This is a genomic window from Achromobacter sp. SIMBA_011 (assembly GCF_046535435.1).
Classification (GTDB): Bacteria; Pseudomonadota; Gammaproteobacteria; order Burkholderiales; family Burkholderiaceae_B; genus Achromobacter; species Achromobacter dolens.
The window spans coordinates 1-25,473 of record NZ_JAWRWN010000007.1 but is presented as its reverse complement, the minus strand read 5'-3'; the positions used below and the strand labels follow the sequence as shown (position 1 = coordinate 25,473).

27 protein-coding genes and 1 other RNA gene are annotated in these 25,473 nt (G+C 65.3%); 15 read left to right on the top strand and 13 right to left on the bottom strand.

Annotation, left to right across the window (positions count from 1 at the left end):
* Genes tolA through SB816_RS21815 form a run of 5 tightly spaced genes read right to left on the bottom strand, consistent with a single transcriptional unit; the run spans position 1 to position 4,513 of the window.
* Positions 1-1,122 (bottom strand): cell envelope integrity protein TolA, encoded by a 1,122-nt coding sequence (gene tolA / locus SB816_RS21835; protein ID WP_410547552.1) that lies wholly within the window; start codon positions 1,120-1,122, stop codon positions 1-3.
* A gap of 39 nt (positions 1,123-1,161) precedes the next feature.
* Positions 1,162-1,620, bottom strand: coding sequence for an ExbD/TolR family protein (locus tag SB816_RS21830; RefSeq protein ID WP_054503524.1), 459 nt, complete (start codon positions 1,618-1,620; stop codon positions 1,162-1,164).
* Positions 1,620-2,300: a protein TolQ gene (tolQ, locus tag SB816_RS21825; RefSeq protein WP_054503525.1), complete on the bottom strand. Its 681-nt coding sequence runs from the start codon at positions 2,298-2,300 to the stop codon at positions 1,620-1,622. Before tolQ ends, SB816_RS21830 begins: the two co-directional genes overlap by 1 nt.
* A 2-nt stretch (positions 2,301-2,302) precedes the next feature.
* The gene (gene ybgC, locus SB816_RS21820) at positions 2,303-2,725 is read right to left on the bottom strand and encodes a tol-pal system-associated acyl-CoA thioesterase (RefSeq protein ID WP_054503526.1); all 423 of its coding nucleotides are present in this window, start codon (positions 2,723-2,725) and stop codon (positions 2,303-2,305) included.
* A gap of 57 nt (positions 2,726-2,782) precedes the next feature.
* Positions 2,783-4,513 carry a proline--tRNA ligase gene (locus SB816_RS21815; RefSeq protein WP_054503527.1) on the bottom strand — a complete coding sequence of 577 codons (1,731 nt, stop codon included), beginning with the start codon at positions 4,511-4,513 and terminating at the stop codon, positions 2,783-2,785.
* Positions 4,514-4,578: 65 nt separating this feature from the next.
* Between SB816_RS21815 and SB816_RS21810 the strand changes: the two genes are divergently transcribed.
* The 6 genes from SB816_RS21810 (at position 4,579) to SB816_RS21785 (ending at position 10,618) form a co-directional block, all read left to right on the top strand.
* Positions 4,579-5,151, top strand: coding sequence for an RNA pyrophosphohydrolase (locus tag SB816_RS21810; protein ID WP_006392918.1), 573 nt, complete (start codon positions 4,579-4,581; stop codon positions 5,149-5,151).
* The gene (locus SB816_RS21805) at positions 5,132-5,818 is read left to right on the top strand and encodes a response regulator (RefSeq protein ID WP_020925157.1); all 687 of its coding nucleotides are present in this window, start codon (positions 5,132-5,134) and stop codon (positions 5,816-5,818) included. Before SB816_RS21810 ends, SB816_RS21805 begins: the two co-directional genes overlap by 20 nt.
* Before the next feature lie 7 nt (positions 5,819-5,825).
* The gene (locus SB816_RS21800; protein WP_231133066.1) at positions 5,826-7,358 is read left to right on the top strand and encodes a sensor histidine kinase; all 1,533 of its coding nucleotides are present in this window, start codon (positions 5,826-5,828) and stop codon (positions 7,356-7,358) included.
* A 213-nt stretch (positions 7,359-7,571) separates the two neighbouring features.
* Positions 7,572-8,051: a tripartite tricarboxylate transporter TctB family protein gene (locus SB816_RS21795; protein WP_054503528.1), complete on the top strand. Its 480-nt coding sequence runs from the start codon at positions 7,572-7,574 to the stop codon at positions 8,049-8,051.
* A gap of 6 nt (positions 8,052-8,057) precedes the next feature.
* Positions 8,058-9,575, top strand: a complete 1,518-nt coding sequence (locus SB816_RS21790) for a tripartite tricarboxylate transporter permease (RefSeq protein ID WP_410547551.1) — start codon at positions 8,058-8,060, stop codon at positions 9,573-9,575.
* A gap of 113 nt (positions 9,576-9,688) precedes the next feature.
* Positions 9,689-10,618 carry a 2-hydroxyacid dehydrogenase gene (locus SB816_RS21785; RefSeq protein WP_054503530.1) on the top strand — a complete coding sequence of 310 codons (930 nt, stop codon included), beginning with the start codon at positions 9,689-9,691 and terminating at the stop codon, positions 10,616-10,618.
* Here SB816_RS21785 and SB816_RS21780 read toward each other — a convergent pair.
* Entirely contained in the window at positions 10,612-11,553 is a 942-nt protein-coding gene (locus SB816_RS21780) for a LysR family transcriptional regulator (protein WP_054503531.1), read from the bottom strand. The genes SB816_RS21785 and SB816_RS21780 overlap by 7 nt on opposite strands.
* Positions 11,554-11,677: 124 nt before the next feature.
* Between SB816_RS21780 and SB816_RS21775 the strand changes: the two genes are divergently transcribed.
* Positions 11,678-12,310, top strand: a complete 633-nt coding sequence (locus SB816_RS21775; RefSeq protein ID WP_054503532.1) for an FMN-dependent NADH-azoreductase — start codon at positions 11,678-11,680, stop codon at positions 12,308-12,310.
* A gap of 56 nt (positions 12,311-12,366) precedes the next feature.
* Here SB816_RS21775 and SB816_RS21770 read toward each other — a convergent pair whose 3' ends face one another.
* From SB816_RS21770 to SB816_RS21750, 5 genes are all read right to left on the bottom strand, one after another.
* On the bottom strand, positions 12,367-13,272 hold the full coding sequence (locus tag SB816_RS21770; RefSeq protein WP_054503533.1) for an NAD(P)-dependent oxidoreductase: 906 nt from the start codon (positions 13,270-13,272) through the stop codon (positions 12,367-12,369).
* A 52-nt stretch (positions 13,273-13,324) separates the two neighbouring features.
* A complete protein-coding gene (locus SB816_RS21765; protein ID WP_054503534.1) occupies positions 13,325-14,929 on the bottom strand; it encodes a gamma-glutamyltransferase family protein in 1,605 nt (534 codons plus the stop codon).
* A gap of 203 nt (positions 14,930-15,132) precedes the next feature.
* Positions 15,133-16,638 carry a tripartite tricarboxylate transporter permease gene (locus SB816_RS21760; protein ID WP_054503535.1) on the bottom strand — a complete coding sequence of 502 codons (1,506 nt, stop codon included), beginning with the start codon at positions 16,636-16,638 and terminating at the stop codon, positions 15,133-15,135.
* Positions 16,639-16,651: 13 nt separating this feature from the next.
* The gene (locus SB816_RS21755; protein WP_049071356.1) at positions 16,652-17,116 is read right to left on the bottom strand and encodes a tripartite tricarboxylate transporter TctB family protein; all 465 of its coding nucleotides are present in this window, start codon (positions 17,114-17,116) and stop codon (positions 16,652-16,654) included.
* A gap of 17 nt (positions 17,117-17,133) precedes the next feature.
* Positions 17,134-17,520: a hypothetical protein gene (locus tag SB816_RS21750; RefSeq protein ID WP_156330784.1), complete on the bottom strand. Its 387-nt coding sequence runs from the start codon at positions 17,518-17,520 to the stop codon at positions 17,134-17,136.
* A 78-nt stretch (positions 17,521-17,598) separates the two neighbouring features.
* On the opposite strand from SB816_RS21750, the gene SB816_RS21745 reads away from it, so the two are divergent.
* The 4 genes from SB816_RS21745 (at position 17,599) to SB816_RS21730 (ending at position 19,430) form a co-directional block, all read left to right on the top strand.
* Positions 17,599-18,045, top strand: coding sequence for a hypothetical protein (locus SB816_RS21745; RefSeq protein WP_081273659.1), 447 nt, complete (start codon positions 17,599-17,601; stop codon positions 18,043-18,045).
* On the top strand, positions 18,045-18,356 hold the full coding sequence (locus SB816_RS21740) for a cell division protein ZapA (RefSeq protein WP_006388757.1): 312 nt from the start codon (positions 18,045-18,047) through the stop codon (positions 18,354-18,356). The genes SB816_RS21745 and SB816_RS21740 overlap by 1 nt, the downstream gene beginning before the upstream one ends.
* Positions 18,357-18,399: 43 nt before the next feature.
* Positions 18,400-18,584: non-coding RNA, 6S RNA (gene ssrS / locus SB816_RS21735), on the top strand.
* Between the two features lie 75 nt (positions 18,585-18,659).
* Positions 18,660-19,430, top strand: coding sequence for an SIMPL domain-containing protein (locus SB816_RS21730; RefSeq protein ID WP_410547550.1), 771 nt, complete (start codon positions 18,660-18,662; stop codon positions 19,428-19,430).
* Here the strand turns inward: SB816_RS21730 and lgt are convergent.
* Positions 19,405-20,193 (bottom strand): prolipoprotein diacylglyceryl transferase, encoded by a 789-nt coding sequence (gene lgt, locus SB816_RS21725; RefSeq protein WP_049071361.1) that lies wholly within the window; start codon positions 20,191-20,193, stop codon positions 19,405-19,407. The two genes, SB816_RS21730 and lgt, sit on opposite strands and share 26 nt — an antisense overlap.
* Positions 20,194-20,367: 174 nt before the next feature.
* On the opposite strand from lgt, the gene ilvD reads away from it, so the two are divergent.
* Genes ilvD through msrA form a run of 3 tightly spaced genes read left to right on the top strand, consistent with a single transcriptional unit; the run spans position 20,368 to position 22,965 of the window.
* Entirely contained in the window at positions 20,368-22,053 is a 1,686-nt protein-coding gene (ilvD, locus tag SB816_RS21720; RefSeq protein WP_054503537.1) for a dihydroxy-acid dehydratase, read from the top strand.
* Entirely contained in the window at positions 22,037-22,372 is a 336-nt protein-coding gene (locus tag SB816_RS21715) for a c-type cytochrome (protein WP_054503554.1), read from the top strand. Before ilvD ends, SB816_RS21715 begins: the two co-directional genes overlap by 17 nt.
* 38 nt (positions 22,373-22,410) lie before the next feature.
* On the top strand, positions 22,411-22,965 hold the full coding sequence (gene msrA / locus SB816_RS21710) for a peptide-methionine (S)-S-oxide reductase MsrA (protein WP_054432677.1): 555 nt from the start codon (positions 22,411-22,413) through the stop codon (positions 22,963-22,965).
* Positions 22,966-23,049: 84 nt separating this feature from the next.
* Here the strand turns inward: msrA and hppD are convergent, their stop codons facing one another.
* A complete protein-coding gene (hppD, locus tag SB816_RS21705; RefSeq protein ID WP_049071368.1) occupies positions 23,050-24,162 on the bottom strand; it encodes a 4-hydroxyphenylpyruvate dioxygenase in 1,113 nt (370 codons plus the stop codon).
* A 156-nt stretch (positions 24,163-24,318) separates the two neighbouring features.
* Here hppD and SB816_RS21700 point away from each other — a divergent pair, with 156 nt between their 5' ends.
* Entirely contained in the window at positions 24,319-24,795 is a 477-nt protein-coding gene (locus tag SB816_RS21700) for an Lrp/AsnC family transcriptional regulator (protein ID WP_054503555.1), read from the top strand.
* Positions 24,796-25,473 lie beyond the last annotated feature (678 nt).

The window sequence follows — 25,473 nt, the reverse complement described above, 5'->3', positions numbered from 1 at the left end:
TCAATCATACATTCTGTACACAACGTCAATGATGGGCTCGTAGCGGCCGGTCGAAGGCTTGGGGAAGGGGTTGCAACGGCGGATGCCGGTCTCGACAGCGCGGTCGAAGCCCGGGTTGCCGGAGGAACTGGTCAGCGTGACCCCGTTAACCTTCCCGTCAGAACCTAACTGTACCCGGTATTGGGCCGTCGGATTGTCCGATCCGCTGCGCGGCGGCGGCGGGTAGGCCACGCCGGGCTGCACGCAGGCGCGCACCTTGGCGCCGTAGCCGCTATCGCGCCCGCCACCGGCCTGGTTGCGGTCGGCGGTGCCGCCGGGAATGCCGGCCGCGCCCAGGGCGTCGTTGCGGAACGCGTCCTTCAGGGCCTTGTCGGCAGCGGCCTTCTTGGCGGCTTCTTCCTTGGCCTTCTTCTCGGCGGCGGCCTTTTCGGCGGCGGCCTTGTCAGCCGCGGCTTTCTCGGCAGCGGCCTTCTCCGCTGCGGCCTTTTCGGCGGCGGCTTTCTCGGCCGCCTTCTTGGCGGCGTCGTCCTTGGCCTTCTTTTCGGCGGCAGCCTTCTCGGCCGCGGCCTTCTCGGCAGCGGCCTTGTCGGCGGCGGCCTTGTCCGCAGCGGCCTTCTCGGCGGCCTGGCGTTCCTGTTCCAGGCGCTTCTTTTCCTTCAGCTCGGCCTGCTTGCGCTCTTCCTCCAGGCGCGCCTTTTCCTTGGCAACCTCGGCGGCCTGCCGTGCCCGCTCTTCCTGCTCCTTCTTTTTCTTGGCTTCCTGCAGCGCGATTTCCGGATCCACCTCGTCAGGCTTGGGCTGGGCTTGCGGTTCCGGCTTGGGCGGCGGAGGGGGAGGCGGCGGCTCCGGCGTCTTTTCCGGTTCCGGCTGGGGTTGCGGCTTGGGCTGGGGCTTGGGCGGTTCGGGCTGTGGCTGCGGCGGGGGCGAGACGGGCGAATTGCCGTCGGCCCACAACTGCACTTCCACCGGCCCCGGGTTTTCGGTGCGCCAGTTCAGGTTGAAGATCAACACGGCCAGCAGCAGCGCGTGCACCAGCAACGCCAGGACCAGGGCGATCCGGTTGTCGTTGTTGGGCGGCGTGGCCGGGGGGCCGCTGTGGTGTCGAATGATGGGTGGCGTCATGAGCGTTGCAAGCCGGCGGCGCCGGCGGAGGACGTCGCGTTAGCGTTTCTTCGCGGTAGCGGGCTGGTTGCCGCCGGCGGATTGGTCCACCAGCAGGCCCAGGCGGGTGATGCCATTGGTACGCAGTTCGTCCATGACCTTCACGACCGTCTCGTACGGCACCTTGCCGTCGGCCGCGATCACCACCGGCGTTTCCGCGGTGATGCGCGAGCGCACCTGCGCCACCAGTTCGGGGCGGGCGATGTCCTGCAGCGTGGCGCCAGGCTCGCGCATGCGCAGCGCGATCTTGCCGTCTTCCGAAATCTGGACTTCCAGCGGCTTGACCGGGACATCGGATGCCGCGCCCACCGAGGGCAACTGGATCAGGCCCGGCGTGATCAGCGGCGCGGTCACCATGAAGATGACCAGCAGCACCAGCATCACGTCGATGTACGGCACCACATTGATGTCGGCCTTCATGCGGCGGCCGGATCTGCCGCGCGAGCTTACCGAGGGCATTAGCGCACCTGCCGTTGCAGAATGTTCAGGAATTCATCGACGAAGCTGTCGAAGCGGATCGAGATGCGGTCGATGTCGTTGGTGAAACGGTTGTAGGCGACCACCGCGGGGATGGCGGCGAACAGGCCGATGGCGGTGGCGATCAGCGCTTCGGCGATGCCGGGAGCCACCGACGCCAGCGTGGCCTGCTGCATGTTCGACAGGCCGATGAAGGCGTGCATGATGCCCCAGACCGTGCCCAGCAGGCCGATGTAGGGCGAGACCGAACCGGCCGAGGCCAGGAAGTTCAGGTGCGACTCCAGGGCGTCCATTTCGCGCTGGTAGGCGGCGCGCATGGCGCGGCGGGGGCCGTCGAGCAGGGCGGTGGCGTCGGTGCTGGCGTTGCCGCGGCGGGCCTTGAGGAATTCGGTCATGCCGGCGTCGAAGATGCGGGCCAGGGCGCCTTGCTCGTCGCGGCGCGAGGCCACGGCCTGCTGCAGCATCGACAGGTCGCCACCGGACCAGAAGTCATCCTCGAAGCGGCGGGTCTGGGCATGGGCACGCTTGATGGCCAGCCGCTTGGCGAAAATATAGGTCCAGGACATGATCGAGATGCCCAGGAGCATCAGCATGATCAGTTGCACCGGCACGCTGGCGTGCGAAATCAACGAAAGCAACGACATGTCGTTGGTGGCTTGCATGGTTATTCCTGAATTGATTCCAGTTTGGCGCGGACGTCGGCCGGCAGTTCCACCGGCCGCATGTTGACGGCATCGACGCAGCAGACTTGGATATTGCCTTCGGCAAGCAGTTCCCCGTCCCGTTCTGCGCGCTGCGCGAAGTGTATCGAAGCGCGGCCCAGTCGTGTGACCCGGCTGCGTATGGTAAGCAAATCGTCCAGTCTGGCCGGCTTGCGGTACGACATGTCCAGCGAGCGGACGACGAACAGCCGTTGCTCGCTGGCGGCCAGGCCGGACTGGTTGACCCCCAGGTCGCGCAGCCACTCGGTGCGGGCGCGCTCCAGGAATTTTAGGTAGTTGGCGTAGAAAACCACCCCGCCCGCGTCCGTGTCTTCATAGTAGACGCGGACCTGCAGGCGGGATTCGGCGGACTTCGGAACGGTCACGATGCGGGCTTCGATGATGCGGGTCGGGACGCGAAAAGTCCGTAGTTGCTATAAGGTTTACAGCGTGTCGAGTTTCGTCAGCACGGCTTCAAGCGCGGACTCTACCGGAATCTTGGCCGCTTCGGTTTCCCGACGGGCCTGCAATTCCACCACACCGTCGTTCAGGCCGCGTTCTCCAACTGTTACACGGAGCGGCGCGCCGATCAATTCCCACTCGGCAAACATCACGCCGGGGCGGGCATCGCGGTCGTCCAGGATGACGTCCACGCCGCGCGCCAGCAGCGATTCGTACAGTTTCAAGGAGGTGTTACGCACGGTTTCGCTTTTGCCCCAGCCGACCGGGCAGATCACCACTTCGAACGGTGCCAGGGCGCGCGGCCAGATGATGCCGCGTGCGTCGTGGTTCTGTTCGATGGCGGCGCCGACGATGCGGGTCACGCCGATACCGTAGCAGCCCATCTCCAGGACGGCTGGCTTGCCGGTCTCGTCCAGGAAGGTCGCCTTGAGGGCTTCGGAGTATTTTTTACCCAGATAAAAAACGTGTCCCACCTCGATGCCGCGCTGGATCGACAGCGTGCCCTTGCCGTCCGGCGAGGGGTCGCCGGCGACCACGTTGCGCAGGTCGGCCACCAGTTCGGGCTCGGGCAGGTCGCGGCCCCAGTTCACGCCCTGGATGTGGAAGTCTTCGCGGTTGGCGCCGCAGACGAAGTCGGCCATGTTGGCCACGGTGCGGTCGGCGATGACGTGCACCGGGCGCGCAGTGCGCACCGGGCCCAGGTAGCCCGGCTTGCAGCCGAAGTGTTCGACGATCTCGGTCTCGGTCGCGAAACGGAAGCCGGCCAGGCCCGGCAGCTTGCCGGCCTTGATTTCGTTCAGCTCGTGGTCGCCACGCAGCAGCAGCAGCCAGATGTCGACCTTGCCCTTGTCGCCGTCGGTGGCCAGGACGATCGACTTGACTGTCTGCTCCAGCGGCAGGCCCAGCAGGCGGGCCACGTCCTCGCACTTGGCGGCGCCCGGGGTGGCCACGTCGGCCATCGCCTGGGTGGCCGCGCCGCGCGTGGGGTACAGGCTGGGCGCTTCGGCCAGCTCGATGTTGGCGGCGTAGTCGGAGTCGGCGTTGTAGACCAGCAGGTCCTCGCCGGTGTCGGCGATCACCTGGAATTCATGGCTGCGGGTGCCGCCGATGGAGCCGGTGTCGGCCGCCACCGCGCGGAATTCCAGGCCCAGGCGGCCGAAAATGCGCATGTACGCGGCGTACATGGTGTCGTAGCTCTTCTGGGCGCCGGCTTCGTCGCGGTCGAAGGAGTAGGCGTCCTTCATGGTGAATTCACGGCCGCGCATCAGGCCGAAGCGGGGACGGCGCTCGTCCCGGAACTTGGTCTGGATGTGATAGAAGTTCACCGGCAGTTGGCGGTAGCTGTGGATCTCGTTGCGGGCGATGTCGGTGATCACCTCTTCCGAGGTGGGCTGCAGCACGAAATCGCGCTGGTGCCGGTCCTTGATGCGCAGCAGTTCCGCGCCGTACTGTTCCCAGCGGCCGGATTCCATCCAGAGTTCGGCGGGCTGGACCACCGGCATCAGCAGCTCGATCGCGCCGGCGGCGTTCATTTCCTCGCGGATGATGGCCTCGACCTTGCGGATGACCTTCAGGCCGAGGGGCATGTAGGTGTAGATGCCGCCCGCCAGCTTGCGGATCATCCCGGCCCGGGTCATGAGCTGGTGGCTGGCGACTTCCGCTTCGGAAGGGGCTTCTTTGAGGGTGTTGATATGGTAGTTGGATGCGCGCATGTTTAAAGGTGGCAGCAGATACGTATAATCGACTGTAATTGTATTGAATTCGGTGGGGGTGGCCCATGCTTGACCGCGAAGGCTACCGCCCCAATGTCGGCATCATTCTCGTCAATAGCAGAAACGAGGTCTTTTGGGGCAAGCGTATCAGGGAACATGCCTGGCAGTTCCCGCAGGGCGGCATCAAGTACGGCGAAAGCCCGGTGCAGGCCATGTATCGCGAGCTCCATGAAGAGGTGGGCCTGAAGCCCGAGCATGTCCGTATTTTGGGGCGTACACGCGATTGGTTACGTTATAACGTGCCCGATCACTTCGTCCGGCGTGAGTGGCGCGGCCACTATAAAGGACAAAAGCAGATTTGGTTCTTGTTGCGCCTGGTGGGACGTGACAGCGACGTATGCCTGCGCGCGACGCAGCATCCGGAATTCGACGCCTGGCGCTGGAGCCAGTACTGGGTGCCGCTGGATGCCGTGATCGAGTTCAAGCGGGACGTCTATACCCAGGCGTTGAACGAGTTGTCGGCAATCCTCTTTCGGCGTCACCACGAAACCCGCTACCTGCGTCAGCGCGTGCATGGGCAGCGGGCGGCAGAGAACTTGCCCGAAGGAACGGACGGTCATGCGCATATTATTGGTTGAAGATGAACGGGACATGGCGTCCTGGCTGATGCGCGCGCTCGCGCAGAGCGGATTCGTGCCGGACCACGCGGCCGACGCCCGCACGGCCGAAGCGTTCATGGCGGGCACCGAGTACGACGCCATCGTCATGGACCTGCGCCTGCCCGACAAGCACGGCCTGGTGGTGCTGCGCGAGATGCGCAACCGCGACGATCGCACCCCGGTGCTGCTGCTGACCGCCCAGGGCGCGCTGCAGGACCGCGTGCGCGGCCTCAACCTGGGCGCCGACGACTTCCTGACCAAGCCGTTCGCCCTCGAAGAACTTGAAGCCCGCCTGACCGCGCTGGTGCGCCGCAGCCGCGGCCGCCAGCATCCGCGCCTGCAATGTGGCTCGCTGTCCTACGACAGCGAAAGCCGCGCCTTCACGCTCGACGGCTCCCTGCTGTTCCTGACCCCGCGCGAGCACGCCGCCCTGGCGGCGCTGCTGACGCGCAGCGGCTATCCCGTGGACAAATCGCAGTTGTTCGGCAAGGTCTTCACCCACGACAGCGAAGCCAACCCCGACGCCATCGAGGTGGTGCTGCACCGCCTGCGCAAGAAGCTGGCCGGCAGCGACGTGCGCATCGTGACCGTCCGCGGACTGGGCTACATGCTGGAAAGCGTGGCCAGCGAAGCCGCCGACTCCTGACTCGCTCGTGAGCCTCCGGATTCCAGGGCTGCCGCGAGTCGGCATCCGCGCGCTGCTGATCATCCTGCTGCTGCCCGGCGTGGTGGCGCTGCTGGTCATCGACAGCCTGAACGACTACCGTACCCTGTCCGAGATCACCAACGAGGCCTACGATAGCGCCCTGCTCGAACCCGCCCGCGTGCTCGAGAGCAGCCTGGAGTTCGCGCCCGACGGTTCGCTGCAAGTGGCCACGCCGCTGTACGCCCAGGTCATGCTGGAATCGCGGGCCGGCCTGCGCAAGTATTTCCGCATCGAGCAGATCGACCCGCCCCTGCCGGATGAGTCGCCGGTGCCGGCCGAACAGGGCAAGACCCTGCTGGGCATGCCGGAACTGCCGCGGCCGCCCACCTGGCCGCGCTCCAATGGCCTGCCGGTGTTCTACGACGGGGTCTACCGCAACGATCCGGTACGGGTGGTGTCGCTGGTGCGCGATCTGTACTACCAGGGCGTCCACCGCCAGGTGCTGGTGCTGGTGGCCGAAAGCACGGGCAAGCGCATCGAGGCCGAAGACAGCGCCCGCCGCCAGGAAATCCTGCGCGACGCCCGCATGCTGGCGCTGGTCGTGCTGTTGGTCTGGTGGGGCGTGTCCTGGGCCCTGAAGCCGTTGCGGCGGCTGCGCGCCGACATCCGCAACCGCCGGCCCGAAGACCTGACCCCGCTCGACGCCTCGCGCGTGCCGAGCGAAGTGGCGCCGCTGGTCGACGCCGTCAACCACCACATCGCCCGCTACCGCCGCGTGCTGGACGAGCAGTCGCACTTCTTGGCCGACGCCTCGCACCAACTGCGCACGCCGCTGGCCATCATGCTGACCCAGGCCCAGTACGCCCTGCGAGAGCGCGACCCGGCCCGGGCCCAGGAAGGGTTGCGCGCCATCGTCGACCAGTTGGGGCGCACCCGCCGCCTGACCGAGCAGTTGCTGTCGCTGGCGCATGCCAACCAGGCCGACCAGGTGCCCCGCCAACTGCTCGACCTGAACGCTGTCTCGCGCGAGGTGGTGCTGCAGTACCTGCCGCTGGCGCACGAGAAACAGCAGGACCTGGGGTGGGTGCAGGCCACCAACGAGCAGGGCCACGAGGTCGAGGTCCCGGTCTCCGGCAACGAGGCCGAGCTGCACGAGGCCCTTTCCAACCTGGTGCACAACGCCATCCACTACGCGCCCGTGGGGGCGCGCATCACGGTCTCGGTCGGCCGCCACGGCGATCGCGCCGAAGTGGCCGTGTCCGACAACGGCCCGGGGCTCGATCCGGACCTGCGCGCGCGGGCTTTCGCCCGCTTCGAGCGGGTCGGCACGGACAAACCGGTCACATCCTCCGGTTCCGGCCTCGGATTGGCGATCGCGCGCGCCTACGCCCGCCGCAACGATGGCGACATCGATCTGCGCGACGGCGAACCCAACGCGCAGGGCGGCGTCGGCCTGGCCTCCGTCGTGTGGCTGCCCCTGGCCACCACCGTGTCGCAATATCCCCGGCCTGCCGAAGTGCCCTTCACCGGCGACCAGTAATCGCCAAAGCTTTCAATCTTTCTCCCTGGCCTTCATAGCGCCGCTCGTGGATTCCCATCAGGGATAACCCCCGAATTCAGGGACTCGACAGCGCATAGAAAGCGAATTAGCAGGTTCCATCCTTAACCTGCGAACCGGCCTGTTGTTGAAAAGGCCGGGTGGCGCTCGTTCCGGGCGGCATCCCAGGGGCCCGCACGGCCCTGCTTCAGGAGGATGGAAGTGCAAAAAACAATTAATAGAAAGGACTATTACGGCGGCGCCCTGATGGTCCTAGTCGGATTGGGGGCGATCTACGGTGGTACGGACTATCACATTGGAACGCTCAGCCACATGGGCCCCGGGTTCTTTCCCGCGGCATTGGGCGGCCTGCTCGCATTGACGGGGATCCTGATCGCCATCTCGGCACGCTCCGGCGAGGCCACGCCGCCGGCGCCGGGCGACGGCCACGCGCATGGCCTGCCGGATTTCCGCGGCAGCGCCTGCATCCTGCTGGGCACGCTGGCGTTCCTGCTGCTGGGCCACTATGGCGGCCTGCTGCCAGCGACCTTCGCTATCGTCTTCATCTCCGCCCTGGGCGACCGCAAGAACACGGTCAAGCAGGCGTTCGTACTGTCGCTCGGCATGTCCGTGATCGCGGTGGTGGTTTTCTGGTGGGCGCTGCAACTGCAGCTGCCGCTGTTTCGCTGGGGTTGATGCGTCATGATTTCTCAAGCTTTGACCGACCTCTGGTACGGCTTCGGCGTCGCCTTCCAGCTCCACAACCTGATGTGGTCGTTCTTCGGCGTGCTGGTGGGTAACCTCATCGGCGTGCTGCCCGGCATGGGCGCGCTGTCGGCCATCTCGATCCTGCTGCCGCTGACTTACGTGATGCAGCCGGTGCCTGCCATCCTGATGCTGGCCGGCATCTTCTACGGTTCGCAGTACGGCGGCGCCATCGGCGCGATCCTGCTCAACCTGCCTTCGCACCCGCCGCACGCGGTGACGTGTCTTGACGGGTATCCATTGACCAAACAGGGCAAGGGAGGAACGGCGCTCGGCATCACGATGATCTGCTCGTTCTTCGCGGCCTCGGTCGGCATCATCGTCATGATCTTCGCCTCGCCGCTGCTGGTCGAAGTCGCCTTCAAGTTCGGCCCGACCGAGATTTTCTCGATCATGCTGCTGGGCCTGCTGGCCGGCGCCACCATGTCGCGCGGTTCGCCGCTCAAAGGCGTGGCCATGACGCTGTTCGGCCTGATGTGCGGCGTGGTCGGCACCGACGTGAACACCGGCACCATCCGCTTCTCGTTCGGCCTGCTCGACCTGTCCGACGGCCTGGAACTGGTGGCGATCTCGATGGGCCTGTTCGGCGTGGCCGACTTCCTGATGAGCGTCAACCGCATGACCATCATCGGCAGCGGCGCCAAGCTGCGCCTGCGCGACATGCGTCCCAGCAAGCAGGAACTGAAGACGGCCTTCTGGCCGATGGTGCGCGGCACCGCCGTGGGCACGCTGTTCGGCGCCATGCCCGGCACCGGCCCGACCATCACCACCTTCGTGGCCTACGCGCTGGAACGCAAGATCTCCAAGACGCCCGAGAAGTTCGGCACCGGCATGATCGCCGGCGTGGCCTCGCCCGAAGCCTCGTCGCACTCGAAGACGCAGGTCGACTTCATCCCCACGATGAGCCTGGGCATCCCCGGCGACGCGGTGATGGCGCTGATCCTGGGCGCGCTGCTGATCCAGGGCATCCAGCCCGGCCCGCAACTGATCACCGAGCATCCGGACATCTTCTGGGGCCTGATCGCCAGCTTCTGGGTTGGCAACGTGCTGCTCATGGTGCTCAACGTGCCGCTGATCGGCGTCTGGGTCAAGCTGCTGCAGGTGCCTTACCGCTACCTGTTCCCGTCGGCGCTGTTCTTCATCGCGGTGGGCGTGTTCAGCACCCAGAACAGTCTCTTCCAGATCTGGGAAGTGCTGGCTTTTGGCGTGATCGGCGCCGTCCTGATGACGCTGGAATTCTCGGTCGCGCCGATCCTGCTCGGCTTCGTGCTGGGGCCCATGGTCGAAGAGAACTTCCGCCGCGCCTTGCTGTTGTCGCGCGGTGACCTGGCGGTGTTCATCGAACGTCCGATCAGCGCCTGGTTCATCGGCGCCAGCGCGCTGCTCATCCTGCTGCAGGTGTGGGCCTTCCTGCGCCGCGGCAAGAACAAGCCGCAGGTCACCCAGGCCGCCTGACCGGCTCCGCGTTCCGCGTGTCAGACACGGCCCGGCGTTCACGCCGGGCCGTTTGATTTGTGCGCCATCTTCCCCCATGCTTGCGATTTCCCGAGCCTGTCCGGATCTACGCCATGCATATCCTTTTCGCCTGCCCCCTGCACGACCCCGACGTCTGGGTCCCGCGCCTGCAAGCCGCCATGCCCGGCTGTCGCATTTCCGTCTGGAATCCCGATGGCCCGCCCTCCGGCGCCGAGGTCGCCCTGGTGTGGAAGCCGCCGGCGGAACTGTTCCGGCACGAGACCCGCATCGAGACGCTGTTCAATCTGGGCGCGGGCGTGGATGCCTTGCTCAAGATGAAGGAAATCCCGCCGCACGTGCGCATCGTCCGCCTCGAGGACGCGGGCATGTCGGTGCAGATGGCCGAATATGCGCTGTACGCGCTGCTGCGCGTGTCGCGCGACTTCCAGGCCTTTGACGAATCGCAGGCGCGCCAGCACTGGGATACCCGCGAAGGCACGCGCCAGGCCGACTGGCCGGTGGGCGTGCTGGGCCTGGGCCAGGTGGGCGCGCGCGTGGCGCAGACGCTGGCCGAGTTCGGTTATCCGGTGGCGGGCTGGTCGCGCACGCCGCGCGAGATCCCCGGCGTGGAGTCCTTCTCCGGGCAGGACGCGTTGCCGGCCTTCCTGGCGCGCACCCGCTTCCTGGTGAACGTGCTGCCTCTCACGCCCGACACCCGTGGCATCCTCAACCGCGACACGCTTGGCCAACTGCTGCCCGAGGCGCACCTGGTCAACGTCGGCCGTGGTGAACACCTGGTCGAGGACGACCTGGTGCGGATGCTGGAAGAGGGCGAGATCGCCGGCGCGACGCTCGACGTGTTCCATACCGAGCCGCTGCCCAAGGACCATCCGTTCTGGCGCGATCCGCGCGTGCATGTCACGCCGCACATCGCCGCCCGCACGCTGCGCGACGAAAGCATCGAGCAGATTGCCGGCAAGGTCGCCCGGCTGATGCGCGGCGAGCCCATCACCGGCGTGGTCGAGCGCGAGCGCGGCTACTGAGCGGCAGGCGCCGTGGCGCCTTGCTTCTCCAGGCGCTGGTAGGTGGGGGGCAGGCGCTGCGACAGGAAATCCAGCAGGGTGCGCACCGCCGGCATCATGCCGCGCCGGGACGGATAGATGCAGTGGACGATGCCTTCCGGCGACTGCCACTGCGGCAGGACCGGCACCAGTTGGCCGCGCCGCAGTTCCTCCTGGGTCGCGATCGACGGCAGCAGCGCGATGCCGCGGCCGCGCACGGCGGCCTCCACCAGCACGATGAAGTCGTTGCACGACAACTGCGGCTTGAGTTCGATATGCACCTCTTCGCCCTTGTCGTTGCGCAGCGGCCAACGCACCTCATTCTGCGGATCGCTGAAGCTCAACGTCGTGTGCGAGGCCAGGTCCTGCGGGGTGTCGGGCGCACCGTGGCGCTGCAGGTAGCCGGGGCTGGCCACCAGCGTGCCGCGCGCGGTGCCCAGGTGGCGTACCACCAGTTCGGCATCGGTATCGAGCTTGGTCCTCACGCGCAAGGCCAGGTCCACGCCTTCGCGGATCAGGTCGACCCGGCGGTTGGTCACCAGCAGTTGTACCGAGATTGCCGGCCAGGCATCGAGGAATTCCGGCAGCAGCGGCGCCAGCACGTCTTGCGCGATCGACACCGGGCAACTGACCACCACCGGCCCCGCGGGCTGGGACTGCAACTGGCGCATGGCATCGTCGGCCGCGCGGGCCGAGGCGGCCATTTCCCGGCAGTAATGCAGGTAGCGCTCGCCGGCTGCGGTCAGGCGCAGGCGTCGGGTGGTGCGCTGCAAAAGCCTTACCCCCAGGCTTTCCTCCAGGTGCGAAATGCGGCGCGACAGGCGCGATTTGGGGATATCCAGCGCCCGCGCGGCGGCGCTGAAACCGCCCTGCTCGACGACTTGAGAAAAGTAGTAGAGGTCGTTTAGGTCTTGCATGATTGTTCTATACCTGGAACGAATAGTTCATCATAAATGGGTTTATGTGAATAATTAAGCGATCTACAGTGACGTCATGCATTCAGGACGCGCGCTTTTCGCGGTCCGCACTGGAGATCACGTTATGAAAACCCTTGTCATCCTGTCCTCGATTCTGGGCGAGCGCTCGCACAGCAAGCAATTGGCCGACCATATGGTTGCCCGCGTCAAGCAGGCCGATCCGGCCGCCGTCGTCACCGTGCGCGATATCGGCGCCGAGCCGCTGCCCTATTTCGACGGCGCGACCGCCGGCGCCCTGTTCACGCCGGCCGACGCCCGCAGCGTCGAGCAGCAGCGTATCGTCGAACGCAGCGACGCGCTGGTGGCCGAGCTGATGCAGGCGGACCGCATCGTGTTCGCCGTGCCGGTCTACAACTTCAACCTGCCGGCGCAGTTCAAGACCTACCTGGACCATGTCGCCCGTGCCGGCGTCACGTTCCGTTATACGCCGGAAGGCGTTCCCGAGGGCTTGGTGAAGGGTAAGCAGGTGTTCGTGCTGACGGCGCGTGGCGGCAAGGCCGAAGGCACGCCCAACGACACCATGACGCCGTACCTGCGGCAGATGCTGGGCTTCCTGGGCATGAACGAGGTCACGTTCATCGCCGCCGAAGGCATGGCGATGGGCGAAGTCGCGGCGCTCGAAGGCGTGGCGCTGGCGCGCCAGCGCATCGACGCCCTCGACCTGGCCCCGGCGCGAGGCGCACTGCAGGCGGCTTGATGCAATGAAAAAAAAGCGGCCCCGCGGGGCCGCTTTTTTTCACGTCGAGCGGGAGGTCAATCGCGCAGGCGCTTGATCAGGCTGGACGTATCCCAGCGGCCGCCGCCCATTTTCTGCACATCGCCGTAGAACTGGTCCACCAGCGCCGTCAGTGGCAGCCGGGCGCCGTTGTGGCGCGCCTCGGCCAGCACCAGGCCGAGATCCTTGCGCATCCAGTCGACCGCGAAGCCGAAGTCGAACTTGTCGTCGACCATGGTGCCGCCACGGTTCTCCATCTGCCAGCTTTGCGCGGCGCCCTTGCTGATGACATCCAGCACCAGTTTCATGTCCAGGTCGGCGGCCTGGCCGAACGCCACGGCTTCCGACAGACCTTGCACGATGCCGGCGATACAGATCTGGTTGACCATCTTGGCCAGTTGTCCGGCTCCCGGGGGGCCCACGCGCGTCACCGCGCGGCCGAACGCCTGCGCCACGGGCTTGATGGCATCGAACACCGCCTGTTCGCCGCCGCACATGACCGTCAGCACGCCGTTGACGGCGCCGGCCTGGCCGCCGGACACTGGCGCATCGATGAAATTCAGGCCCAGGTCCTTGGCTTGCGCGTACAGCTCGCGCGCCACGTCCGCCGAGGCGGTGGTGTGGTCCACGAACACCGCGCCCGGCGCCATGCCGGCGAATGCGCCATCCGGCCCGAGGGTGACGCTGCGCAGGTCGTCGTCATTGCCGACGCAGGCAAACACGATCTGCGCGCCCGCCACGGCTTCGCGCGGCGTCATCGCGCTGTGGCCGCCGAATTCGCTGGCCCAGGCCTGCGCCTTGGACGGCGTGCGGTTGTAGACGGTGACGTCGTGCCCGGCGCGGGCCAGATGGCCGGCCATGGGCAGGCCCATCACGCCCAATCCGAGGAATGCGACTTTCTGGGCCACGACTGCGTCGTAGCTCTTGGTACCGATCGATGCCATGCAGGGAACTCCGCGTTGGAAAGGAAAACCTGAGGCAGTAACCTTAACGCAATCAAAAGCCGGCGGCGAGCCCGTCGCGACGGCTGTCGCTGGCGCTGACGTAGCCATCCACTGCCGGGTCGCCCAGGCGCCAGATGAACTGGCCGGAACCGAAATCCATGTACGGGTCATCGATGCCCTCGAGCACGTGGCCGCGGGCGCGCAGGCCTTGCGCCACGGCGGCGGACATCGAGGACTCCACATCCACCGCCAGCCCCTGGTTCCATTTCCAGCGCGGCGCGTCGCAAGCGGCCTGCGGCTGCTGGCCGTAGTCGAGCATGCGCACCAGCGTCTGTACCTGGCCTTGCGGCTGCATGTTGCCGCCCATCACGCCGAAGCTCATGACCGGCGCGCCGTCGCGCATCAGGAAGCCCGGGATGATGGTGTGGAAGGGGCGCTTGCCACCCGCCACCGCGTTGGGGTGGTCGGCTTCGGTGCTGAAGCAATGGCCACGGTTCTGCAGGCTGACGCCGGTGCCCGGCACCACCACGCCCGAACCGAACCCCATGTAGTTCGATTGGATGAAGCTGACCATCATGCCGCTGCGGTCGGCGGCGGTCAGGTAGACCGTGCCGCCCTGCGGCGCATGACCGCAGGCGAATGCCTGGGCGACATTCGGATCGATCAGCCGCGCGCGTTCGGCCAGGTAGTCGGCGCGCAGCATCTGTTCGGGCGTCACGCGCATGTGGCGCGCGTCCGCGACGTGCGCATAGACATCGGCGAACGCCAGCTTCATGGCCTCGAGCAACAGATGCTGGGTGTCGGGATGATCGATCGGCCGCGCCGCCAGGTCGAAGTTCTGCAGGATCCCGAGCGCGATGAGGGCGGCGATGCCCTGGCCGTTGGGCGGAATCTGGTGCAGCGTATGGCCGCGATACGCCTGGCTGACGGGCGTCACCCATTCCGGCGCGTAGTCGCGCAGGTCGGCCAGCGTCATGGCGGCCTCGTGGGCCTGCGCATGGGCCACCAGCTTGTGGGCCGTTTCGCCTTCGTAGAAATCACGGCCGCCGCTGGCGGCGATGCGCTTGAGCGTCGCCGCGGCGCCTTTCAGCGTGAAGTGCTCGCCGATGTGCGGCGCCCGGCCCCGCGGCAGGAAGTGTTCGGCGAAACCGGGTTGCGGCTGCAGCACGTCGGCTTGTGCGGCCCACTTCTGGTGCACCATGGGGCTGACGGCGAAGCCGCGCTCGGCATAGTCGATGGCGGGCGCCAGCACGTCGGCGAACGACACGCGGCCCAGTTTTTCATGCAGCGCGGCCCAGCCGGCCACGCAGCCCGGCACCGTGACGCTGTCCCAACCGCGGGTCGGGATCATGCCCTGGTGCCGGCGGCGGAAATAGTCGGGGCTCCAGGCTGCCGGCGCCGGGCCCGAGGCATTCAGGCCATGCAGCTTGGAGCCGTCCCAGACGATGGCGAAGCAATCCGATCCCAGGCCATTGCTGACGGGTTCGGTCAGCGTCAGCGTCGCGGCCGCGGCGATGGCCGCATCCACCGCGTTGCCGCCGCCGGCCAATACGCGCAGCCCGGCCTGCGCCGCCAGCGGCTGCGAAGTGGCCACGATGTTGCGGGCGAAGACCGGCGTACGCGTTGTGGGATAGGGGTTGTTCCAGTCGAAATTCATCTCGAATCATCGCGTGGGGGTAAACCCGTAGCTTAACGTAGATGCCGGCGTTTGCATCCACACTCTGTATTGCGTTGTAGCAACTAGTTTCTTATAACGCGTACGGTTGGCGCCGGCGCAACCGCGAACCCAAATAAAAACCCCCGGCAAGCCGGGGGGTCGGGTGGGGAGCGAAACCGCCGCGCAACGCGGCGGCGCCGTCCTCAATCTTCTTCGACGAAGGTCTCTTCGCGCTTCTTGCGGATCGCCGGCAGGGCCACCAGGATCACCAGGAACACCGCCACGGCCAGCAGCGAGGCCGACAGCGGACGCGTCACGAAGGTGCTGAAGTCGCCGCGCGACAGCAGCAGGGCGCGTCGGAAGTTCTCTTCCATCATAGGGCCGAGCACCAGGCCCAGCAGCAGCGGCGCGCCTTCGCACTTCAGCTTCGACCAGACATAGCCCACGATACCGAACATGGCCGTCGTGAAGATGTCGAACGAGTTGTAGTTGAGCGAGTACACACCGATGGTGCAGAACACCAGGATCGCGGGGAACAGGATGCGGTAGGGCACCTTGAGCAGCTTGACCCACAGGCCGATCAGCGGCAGGTTCAGCACCACCAGCATCAGGTTGCCGATCCACATCGAGGCGATCAGGCCCCAGAACAGCTCGGGGTGGCTCGTCATCACTTGCGGGCCGGGCTGGATGTTGTGGATCGTCATCGCGCCGACCATCAGCGCCATCACGGCGTTGCCCGGGATACCCAGGGTCAGCAGCGGGATGAACGAGGTCTGCGCGGCCGCGTTGTTGGCCGATTCCGGGCCCGCCAGGCCGGCCGGATGGCCCTTGCCGAAGCGTTCCGGATTCTTCGAGATCTTCTTTTCCAGCGTGTACGACGCGAACGACGACAGCACCGCGCCGCCGCCCGGCAGGATGCCCAGGGCCGAACCCAGGGCCGTGCCACGCAGCACGGCAGGCGCGGATTCCTTGAATTCCTGCTTGTTCGGGTACAGGGTGCCGATCTTGTCGGTGATGTCGACGCGGTTTTCCTTCTGCTCGAGGTTGGTCATGATTTCGGCGAAGCCGAACACGCCCATGGCCACGATGGCGAAGTCGATGCCGTCCTGCAGTTCCGGCACGCCGAAGTCGAAGCGGGCCACGCCCGAGTTGACGTCGGTGCCGACCATGCCCAGCAGCAGACCCAGGATGATCATCGCGATCGCCTTGGGCAGCGAGCCCGAGGCCAGCACCACGGCGCCGACCAGGCCCAGGCACATCAGCGAGAAGTACTCGGCGGGGCCGAACTTGAAGGCGACTTCAGCCAGCGGGGGCGCGAAGGCGGCCAGCAGCAGCGTGGCCACGCAACCGGCGAAGAACGAACCCAGGGCGGCGATGGCCAGCGCGGCGCCAGCACGGCCGTTGCGGGCCATCTGGTGACCGTCCAGCACGGTCACCACCGCGGACGTTTCCCCTGGCAATGCCACCAGGATGGCCGTGGTCGAACCACCGTACTGGGCGCCGTAATAGATACCCGCCAGCATGATCAGGCCGGCCACCGGCGGCAGCACGTACGTGATCGGCAGCAGCATCGCAATGGTCGGGACCGGGCCGATGCCCGGCAGCACGCCGATCAGCGTACCCAGGACGCAGCCCAGCAGCGCGTACAACAGGTTCTCGGGCGTGAACGCCACCGAGAAACCCAACATCAGGTTGTCAAACAATTCCATGACCGGTTGCTCCTCAGTTCATGCCCAGAAACGACGGCCACAGCGGGAAAATCAGCCCCAGCCCCTTGACGAACGCCAGATACGAGAACACCACCAGGAAGATGCCGTTGGCGACGGCGACCTTGAGGCTGAACTCGTGGCTGGCCAGGCTGCTGAGTACCACCAGCAGGAACACCGAGATATAGATGCCCAGCAGTTTCAGGACCAGGCCATAGACGACCACGGATCCGACCACGAGGAACACGATGCGCCAGTCGAACTTGTCGACGTGGGTTTCCTGGGCCTTCTTCGACATCGAGCCAAGCAGCACGATGGCACCCAGCAATGCGAGAACAATGCCCAGCCAGAAAGGAAAATACCCGGGGCCCATCCGGGCGGCAGTACCCATTTGGTAGCTGCTGGCTTGCCAGGCGAATCCCAGTCCAAGGGCGATGAACATCACCCCCGACCAGAAGTCCTGTCGATTGCGTAGCTGCATGATTGGTTGGCTCCTGTTTACAGCATGTAGATAAAAAGAGGTTTGTGGTCCGCCGCACTGGCAGAAAGCCATGTGACAGGCACAAAAAAGGCACGACTCGGTGCCCGGTGTTCTTCTGAAAGCTTCGGCGCGGCTTCTTGAAAGGGCGAATGGTAATGGACGCCCGCAACGATGCAAACCCTGTAAGCTAGGTGAAAGCCTGGGGTTTTCCCTAAAATTGGGGAACTCCCGATCCCCAGATGTAACGGGGCGGGCAGATTGAGGGTTGTTTGAAAGCTAAGTGAAAGTTGATAGAAAGAAATGCGAAAGCGGGGCCGCTTGATCTGCCGCTTGCCGGGCGCGAGGGACTTTTCTAGTTGTGCCTGATCGGGTATGTTGCCCGCCGCCGGCAATGCCGCCTGCATTTCCTACTGAATATTGCCGTGTTTCTCACCTTGCGTGAAGCGGCCCGATTCCCCACTGGATGGTTTACGATAGCGCCCATGCTGCAAGACCTAGACCAACTCGCCGCCCGTATTGGGCAACTGGTGCAACGCACCCGGCAACTGCATGCCGAGCGTGACGCATTGCGTATGCGCCTGAATGAAACCGAAGCCGAGCAGCGTGTGCTCAAGCAGCGCGCCGCCGAGCGTGAGGCCGACATCGCCGTGCTGCAGGGCAAGCTGCAAGACAACGACGGCGCCGTCACCGCGATGCTGGAGCAGGCGCAGAAGGCCGAAGTGGCCCTGCGCGAACAGCTCGCTCGCGAAACCGCCGAGCGCCAGTCGCTCGAGGCGCGCTTCGCGGCCCGGGAAACCGAAATGCAGGGCACCCTGCAGAGCCGCGACACCGAACTACAGCGCCTGCGTGTGGCCGCCGCCGCGGCCCGCGAGCGCATCGACGCCGTCCTGGCCCGTCTGCCGGGTGCGCCGTCCGGAGAGCAACACTGATGGAACGCGTAGACGTAACAATCCTCGGGCGTGATTATTCGCTGGCGTGTTCGGCCGAGGAAAAGCCCACGCTGTTGGCCGCCGTGCGCCACGTCGACCAGCTCATGCTGCGCATCCAGGGCACCGGCAAGGTCTCCAGCAACGAACGCATCGCCGTCATGGCTGCGCTGCAGGTCGCTGGCGAGCTGCTCGCCATGAAAGCGCCGGATGGTCCGCTGGGTGGTTTGGCGGTCGGCGACTTCAAGCGTAGAATCGAGGACATGAACGCAGTCCTGGACGACGCGCTGTCAGGGCAAGAAAAGCTGCTCTGACGTTCATAAGCGGTTTTTACCCAGTTTTTTCAAGTTTTTCAGTTTGTCCCTGCCGTGTCCGTGACCTGGCCATACATTCTCTGAACCTATGTCTTATGGCATATTGGTTGCGGGAGTGCAGAGCTGGAGCGATTGTCTCTCGTAGACGAACCCGACGCTCTTCGGAACGCGACCACCTTGAACCTCAGGGTTCGAGATGCCGGCCTTGACGGCACAGGCGGGGCATCTATCCCAGCGGACCTGCCATGAGCGCAGGTCCGCGCCGGGCGCCTCCCCCATCGTCCTCCCTCATAGGACCAGTCCATGTTGAAATCCCCCGTTTTTTCGCTGACCAAACTTGGCGCGGCGTGCGCGGCCGTGGCCGCTCTGTCGATGGCGCAACCCGTCTTCGCACAGAACCCGGCGCCGACGTCCGCCGCTGCGGAGTCCGCCGCCAACCGGTCGCCGGAACTGACCCTGCAGGCCACCGCCTCGTCCGAGGTCAAGCAGGACACGGTGCACATCTCGCTGTCGGCCGAGACCGAAGCGGCGGACCAACCCACCGCCGGCAAGAAGCTGACTGAAATGCTGGACGACGTGGCCAAGCGCGCGCGTGACACCAAGGGCGTCGACGTGCGCACCGGCAGCTTCAACGTCTGGCCCAATTCCACCAGCAGCAGCAAGGGCAAGACCAGCACGACCTGGCGCGGCCAGGGCGAGATCATTCTCGAATCGAAGGATTTTGCGGCGGCCGCCGCGCTGGCCTCGAAGCTGTCCGACAAGACCGCCATTTCCAACATCAGCTTCTCGCTGTCGCGCGAAGTGCGCGAGGCCGAGGAGCGCAAGCTGCTCAAGGAGGCCGCGCAGGCCTTCAAGGATCGCGCGCTGGCCGCGGCCAACGCCTTCGGCTTCTCGGGCTACCGCCTGAGCAAGCTCGAACTCGGCGGCGCCGGCGGTGTCACGCCGATGCCGCGCATGATGGGCGCCATGGCCAAGGACGCCTCCGGCGGCGCCGGCTATAGCGCGGACGTCCCCCTGGAAGCAGGGGACGTCACGGTCAGCATTTCGGTCAACGGGACGATCGTTTTGCAGTAAGCACGAACATGATGGCGCCCAGGGCGACCATCGGCAGGGACAGCCACTGTCCCATGCTCAACCCACCCGCGAGCAGGCCCAGGAAGTTGTCCGGCTCGCGGGTGAATTCCACCAGGAAACGGAACGTTCCGTAGCCCATCAGGAATACCGCGCTCACCTGGCCCAGGGGTCGCGGTTTGCTCGAAAACCACCACATCAGCGCGAACAGCACGATGCCTTCCAGCCCCAGTTCATACAGTTGGGACGGATGGCGCGCGATGCCGTCGCCGCTGCTCGGGAACACCATCGCCCACGGCACGTCGGTGGGGCGGCCCCACAACTCGCCATTGATGAAATTGCCCAGTCGGCCAAAGCCCAGCCCCAGCGGGATCAGCGGCGCGATGAAATCGCTGACGGCGAAGAAGGGCAGGCCCTTCTTGCGGGCGAACAGCAGCATCACCAGGATCACGCCGATCAACCCGCCGTGGAAAGACATGCCGCCTTCCCACAGGTAGGCCACTTCCAGCGGATGCGCCAGGTAATAGCTCGGCTTGTAGAACAGCACATAGCCCAGCCGCCCGCCCAGCACCACGCCCAGCACGCTGTAGAAGATCAGGTCCTCCAGGTCGCGCACGTTCAGGGAGGTGGTATGGCCGCGCGTGATGCGGCGCCGGCCCAGCACGTATACCAGCGCGAAGCCCACCAGGTACATCAGCCCGTACCAATGGATGGACAGGGGCCCGATCTGCAGGGCAACGGGGTCGAATTTTGGATATTGCAGCATGTTCCGCCCGACACAATGAAGTTGAATGATAATAACCGGCGAGCCCCGCGGTAGATCGGCATGCAAGCCCAGGCATGCCGGTGTATCCCGAGACCCGCCCGCGAGCGAGCTGGCTACCCACCCGGGCGCGATCGCCATGTCCGCGTCCTGACGGCCGACAGGAGACAACAGACCATGTCGCACAACGAACGTTCCCGCCACATCACGCACGGCGTCGCCCGCGCGCCCAACCGCGCCATGTATTACGCGCTGGGCTACCAGGAAGCCGACTTCGACAATCCCATGATCGGCGTGGCCAATGGCCATTCGACCATCACGCCGTGCAACAGCGGCCTGCAGCGCCTGGCCGATGCCGCCATCGAGGCCATCCGCGGCGCCAAGGCCAATCCGCAGGTGTTCGGTACGCCCACCATTTCCGATGGCATGTCCATGGGCACCGAGGGCATGAAGTACTCCCTGGTGTCGCGCGAAGTCATCGCCGACTGTATCGAGACCGCCGCGCAGGGCCAGTGGATGGACGGCGTGGTGGTCATCGGCGGCTGCGACAAGAACATGCCGGGCGGCATGATCGCCCTGGCGCGCATGAACGTGCCGGGCATCTACGTCTATGGCGGCACCATCAAGCCGGGCCGCTATCAGGGCAAGGACCTGACCATCGTCTCGGTGTTCGAAGCGGTCGGCGAATACACCATGGGGCGCATGGACGAGGCCGACTTCAAGCAGATCGAGAAATGCGCCATCCCCGGCTCGGGTTCCTGTGGCGGCATGTACACCGCCAACACCATGAGCTCTGCCTTCGAAGCCATGGGCATGAGCCTGCCGTATTCCAGCACCATGGCCAACGAGGACGAAGAGAAAGTCGTCTCGGCGGCCGAGTCCGCCCGGGTATTGGTCGAGGCCGTCCGCCGCGGCCTGCGTCCGCGCGACATCATCACGCGCGAGTCCATCGAGAACGCCGTTTCCGTCATCATGGCAACGGGCGGCTCGACCAATGCCGTGCTGCATTTCCTGGCCATCGCCCACGCCGCCGAGGTGCCCTGGACCATCGACGACTTCGAACGCATCCGCCAGCGCGTGCCAGTGCTGTGCGACCTCAAGCCGTCCGGCAAATACGTGGCGACCGACCTGCATCGCGCCGGCGGCATTCCGCAGGTCATGAAGCTGCTGCTCAACGCCGGCCTGCTGCACGGCGACTGCATCACCATCACCGGCCAGACCGTGGCGCAATCGCTGGCCGACGTGCCCGATACGCCGCGCGCCGATCAGGACGTGATCATGCCGCTGGACCGCGCCCTCTATCCCCAGGGCCACCTGGCCATCCTCAAGGGCAACCTGTCGCCGGAAGGCTGCGTGGCCAAGATCACCGGTCTGAAGAACCCGGTCATCACCGGACCGGCGCGGGTCTTCGATTCCGAGGATGACGCCATGGCCGCCATCATGGCGCGCCAGATCCGTGACGGCGACGTGGTGGTGATCCGCTACGAAGGGCCGAAGGGCGGACCCGGCATGCGTGAAATGCTGGCGCCGACTTCCGCGCTGGTGGGGCAGGGCCTGGGAGAAACCGTCGGCCTCATCACCGACGGCCGCTTTTCGGGAGGCACGTGGGGCATGGTGGTGGGCCACGTGGCACCCGAGGCCTTCGTCGGCGGCCCGATCGCGCTGATCCGCGAGGGCGATTCGGTTACCATCGATGCCCACAAGCTGCTGTTGCAGCTCAATATCAGCGACGAAGAAATGGCGGCTCGTCGCCAGGCCTGGGTCCAGCCCAAGCCGCGTTATACACGCGGTGTGCTTGCCAAGTTCGGCAAGCTCGCCAGCACCGCGAGCCGTGGGGCGGTAACCGATGCATTTGATACGTAGTCTGTTGGCGGTCGCCGCCGGCCTGCTGGCCGCCGGCGCGGCCCAGGGGCAAACCACCGGCCTGGATCTGGCCAAGAGCAAGGCCTGCATGGCCTGTCACCAGGTCGACGTCAAGCGCGTCGGACCGCCGCTGGCCAGCGTGGCCGAGCGCTACGCCGGGCAGGGAGATGCCATGGTGGATTACCTGGCGGGCAAGATCCGCGGAGGCGGCCGCGGCGCCTGGGGCGCCGTGCCGATGCCGGCGCAAACCCACGTCAGCCAGGAAGACGCCCGCCTGCTGGCCGAATGGATCCTGACGCTGGCGCCAGCCAAGAAGTAGTCGTATCGTCTCTGGAAAGTTTCAGGAAAGGAATCGTCATGGCTGAACAACCCTCCCCGGGCAATGAAGTCGCCGTTCTGGGCGGCGGCTGTTTCTGGTGCGTCGAGGCGGTCTTCACCGACCTGCGCGGCGTCAAGAGCGTGCTGCCCGGCTACAGCGGCGGACACGTCGACAACCCCAGCTACGAGCAGGTCTGCGGCAAGGACACCGGCCACATCGAAGTGGCGCGCGTCGAATTCGATCCCGCCGAGCTGTCGTACAGCGACCTGCTGCGCGTCTTCTTCGCCACCCACGACCCGACCACTCCGGGGCGCCAGGGCAACGACATCGGCCCGCAGTACGAATCGGCCATCTTCTGGCAGAACGACACCCAGCGCGAGCAGGCCGAGGCCGTCATCGCGGAGGTCGAGGCGCAGAAGGTCTACGACGCGCCCATCGTGACCAAGCTGCTGGCGCCCGCGCGCTTCTGGCAGGCCGAGGACTATCACCGCGATTATTTCGCGCTGCATCCCGAGCAGGGCTATTGCCAGTTCGTGATCGCGCCCAAGGTCGCCAAGTTCCGCAAGCAGTTCCAGGATCGCCTGAAGAAATAAGGCAGGCGAAAAAAAACCTCGCGCAAGGCGAGGTTTCAAGGCCGGCGCCAGGTACGTGGGTACCGGCGCTGGCGGGGGAAGCGGTCAGTCGACGGCTTTCACCACGCCGCGGCGCATCTGGTCCAGCTCGATGGACTCGAACAGCGCCTTGAAATTGCCTTCGCCGAAACCGTCGTTGCCCTTGCGCTGGATGATCTCGAAGAAGATCGGGCCGATCTGGTTCTCGGTGAAGATCTGCAGCAGCAGGCCGCCGTCGGGGGCGCCATCCAGCAGGATGCGGTTCTTCTGCAGGCGCGCCACGTCCTCGCCATGGTTGGGCAGGCGGCGATCCAGCAGCTCGTAGTAGGTTTCCGGCGTATCCAGGAACACCACGCCGTTGGCGCGCAGCGCCTCGATCGTGCCGTAGATGTCCTCGGTGGCCATGGCGATGTGCTGGATGCCTTCGCCGCGGTACAGGTCCAGGTATTCCTGGATCTGGCCCTTCTCCTCGGTGCCTTCCTCGTTGATGGGAATGCGGATGTTGCCGCACGGCGAGGTCATGGCCTTGGACTTCACACCCGTCACCTTGCCCTCGATGTCGAAGTAGCGCACCTCGCGGAAATTGAACAGGCGCTCGTAGAACTCCGACCACTCGGCCATGCGGCCCTTGTGCACGTTGTGCGTCAGGTGGTCCACCAGCGTCAGCCCGGCGCCGCGGTGGTTCAGGTCGGCCTGGGCGTTCTGCGGATCCACCGGCACGAAGTCGACGTCATAGATGCTGATGTCGCCGATGCCGCCATGGCCCTCCTTGCCATTCCAGCGGTCCACCAGGTAGATCAGCGAATCGCCAATGCCCTTGATGGCGGGAATGTTCAGTTCCATCGGGCCGCTGTGCGAGTCGAAACCCCACGCGCCCAGTTCCAGCGCGCGCTTGTACGCGGCGGCCGCGTCCTGCACGCGGAAACCGATCGCACAGATCGACGGGCCGTGCAGGCGGGCGAAGCGCTGCGCGAAGGAATCGGGTTCGGCGTTGATCAGGAAGTTCACGCCGCCCTGGCGGTACAGCGTCACGTCCTTGTGGCGATGCTTGGCGATTGCCTTGAAGCCCAGCAGTTCGAACACCTTGCGCAGCGCGGCGGGGTCCGGCGCGGCATATTCGATGAATTCGAACCCGGCGGTGCCCATCGGGTTGTCCCAGGGTTGGAAAGCGCTGCTCATGAGTCTGCTCCCTTGAGTCGTTGTAGAGGCGACTTGTCGTTCAAGTCTAGGATGAAGATTGTAGGGAGGAAAGGCAGGCAGACAATTGCAAACATGTCGCGAAAGGGGCAAGGTTGAGCAATAATATTGCCCAGGATAAAAAATATGGGGCTGAAAATGTCTGACATGGAGCTGGATAGGACAGATATAAGGATCCTGGCCGAATTGCAACGGGATGGCCGCCTGAGCAACCAGGAGCTGGCTGATCGCGTCTCGCTGTCCCCAAGTCCCTGCCTGCGGCGGGTGCGGCGGCTGGAAGAGAAGGGCTTCATCAAGAAGTACGTGGCGCTGATCGACGCCGAGAAGGTCGGACTGGGCCTGCTGGCCTACGTCAACATCCGCCTGAACAAGCACAGCGGCTCCAGCCACGCACCCATGAGCGATTTCGCCCGCGACGTTCAGCTCTGGCCGGAAGTGGTCGAGTGCTACGCCATGTCTGGCGACATGGACTACCTGCTGCGCATCCAGGTCGCGGACCTCGCGCACTTCTCCAAGTTCGCCATGGACACCCTGATGCGCCATCCGGCGGTGGTCGACATGCGGTCGTTCTTCGCGCTGCAGCAGATCAAGGAAACGACAGAGTTGCGGCTGTAGCGGAGCGGGATGCGTCCGTTCGTGTCTATCAGGCCTTCTATATCGGCCCCTCCATATAGGATGTCTATATATAGAGAGACCAGAGTGCGTGGCCGTGGGCGGATGTTCCCCGCCCACGGCGCCTCCTTACACGGCGCCTCCTTATATAGGCCGCGATCAGGCGAAACCCTCGGCCAGGTCCACTGCACCTGGGCGTAGGGGCGAAAACGGATATGGCCCTATGGAGAACCGAGACGCCTCTATATAGAGTGGAGATGTATATCCATCTCGGCGCGCTACATGGGTGCCGTCAGCCGCGGGGTGCTTCGCGCAGGGCTCGGGCCTGGTGATACGCATTCCATGTAGAGCAGATGGCGCAGAACGGATGGCTTTTCCATGGAAAATGCGGGGTGCGTCCCCGGAAATCATCATCTTTCTGCAAAACGAGTGTCATGCCGGCGTGACAAGCCAAAATTCTGTGCTATAGTCTCGCTCCTTCGCAGTTCACGCAGTTTTGTGAGCCGCGAAGCCAGGCAAGTGCAACGGATTTGACGCTATGGCGACGAATCTGCCGCAGGGCAGCAAGGCGGTGAGTCAGCGATGATTCTCTCGAACCGGCGGTCAGCGAATTTTGCGTAAGTCGGTGCAAATCAGGCAGAAGCCAGTTGCACGATCTGCAAAAATTGTGCTATAGTCTTG

Coding starts and splice junctions, on each gene's coding strand:
- SB816_RS21700 (WP_054503555.1), top strand. CDS start 24,319: ATGTCTGACATGGAGCTGGATAGGACAGATATAAGGATCCTGGCCGAA.
- SB816_RS21730 (WP_410547550.1), top strand. CDS start 18,660: ATGTTGAAATCCCCCGTTTTTTCGCTGACCAAACTTGGCGCGGCGTGC.
- SB816_RS21775 (WP_054503532.1), top strand. CDS start 11,678: ATGAAAACCCTTGTCATCCTGTCCTCGATTCTGGGCGAGCGCTCGCAC.
- SB816_RS21830 (WP_054503524.1), bottom strand. CDS start 1,620: ATGCCCTCGGTAAGCTCGCGCGGCAGATCCGGCCGCCGCATGAAGGCC.
- SB816_RS21770 (WP_054503533.1), bottom strand. CDS start 13,272: ATGGCATCGATCGGTACCAAGAGCTACGACGCAGTCGTGGCCCAGAAA.
- SB816_RS21755 (WP_049071356.1), bottom strand. CDS start 17,116: ATGCAGCTACGCAATCGACAGGACTTCTGGTCGGGGGTGATGTTCATC.
- SB816_RS21765 (WP_054503534.1), bottom strand. CDS start 14,929: ATGAATTTCGACTGGAACAACCCCTATCCCACAACGCGTACGCCGGTC.
- SB816_RS21810 (WP_006392918.1), top strand. CDS start 4,579: ATGCTTGACCGCGAAGGCTACCGCCCCAATGTCGGCATCATTCTCGTC.
- hppD (WP_049071368.1), bottom strand. CDS start 24,162: ATGAGCAGCGCTTTCCAACCCTGGGACAACCCGATGGGCACCGCCGGG.
- SB816_RS21815 (WP_054503527.1), bottom strand. CDS start 4,513: ATGCGCGCATCCAACTACCATATCAACACCCTCAAAGAAGCCCCTTCC.
- SB816_RS21745 (WP_081273659.1), top strand. CDS start 17,599: ATGCTGCAAGACCTAGACCAACTCGCCGCCCGTATTGGGCAACTGGTG.
- tolQ (WP_054503525.1), bottom strand. CDS start 2,300: ATGCAAGCCACCAACGACATGTCGTTGCTTTCGTTGATTTCGCACGCC.
- SB816_RS21790 (WP_410547551.1), top strand. CDS start 8,058: ATGATTTCTCAAGCTTTGACCGACCTCTGGTACGGCTTCGGCGTCGCC.
- SB816_RS21785 (WP_054503530.1), top strand. CDS start 9,689: ATGCATATCCTTTTCGCCTGCCCCCTGCACGACCCCGACGTCTGGGTC.
- SB816_RS21780 (WP_054503531.1), bottom strand. CDS start 11,553: ATGCAAGACCTAAACGACCTCTACTACTTTTCTCAAGTCGTCGAGCAG.
- SB816_RS21750 (WP_156330784.1), bottom strand. CDS start 17,520: ATGCAGGCGGCATTGCCGGCGGCGGGCAACATACCCGATCAGGCACAA.
- SB816_RS21740 (WP_006388757.1), top strand. CDS start 18,045: ATGGAACGCGTAGACGTAACAATCCTCGGGCGTGATTATTCGCTGGCG.
- ilvD (WP_054503537.1), top strand. CDS start 20,368: ATGTCGCACAACGAACGTTCCCGCCACATCACGCACGGCGTCGCCCGC.
- SB816_RS21795 (WP_054503528.1), top strand. CDS start 7,572: ATGGAAGTGCAAAAAACAATTAATAGAAAGGACTATTACGGCGGCGCC.
- tolA (WP_410547552.1), bottom strand. CDS start 1,122: ATGACGCCACCCATCATTCGACACCACAGCGGCCCCCCGGCCACGCCG.
- SB816_RS21760 (WP_054503535.1), bottom strand. CDS start 16,638: ATGGAATTGTTTGACAACCTGATGTTGGGTTTCTCGGTGGCGTTCACG.
- SB816_RS21805 (WP_020925157.1), top strand. CDS start 5,132: ATGCGCATATTATTGGTTGAAGATGAACGGGACATGGCGTCCTGGCTG.
- lgt (WP_049071361.1), bottom strand. CDS start 20,193: ATGCTGCAATATCCAAAATTCGACCCCGTTGCCCTGCAGATCGGGCCC.
- msrA (WP_054432677.1), top strand. CDS start 22,411: ATGGCTGAACAACCCTCCCCGGGCAATGAAGTCGCCGTTCTGGGCGGC.
- SB816_RS21715 (WP_054503554.1), top strand. CDS start 22,037: ATGCATTTGATACGTAGTCTGTTGGCGGTCGCCGCCGGCCTGCTGGCC.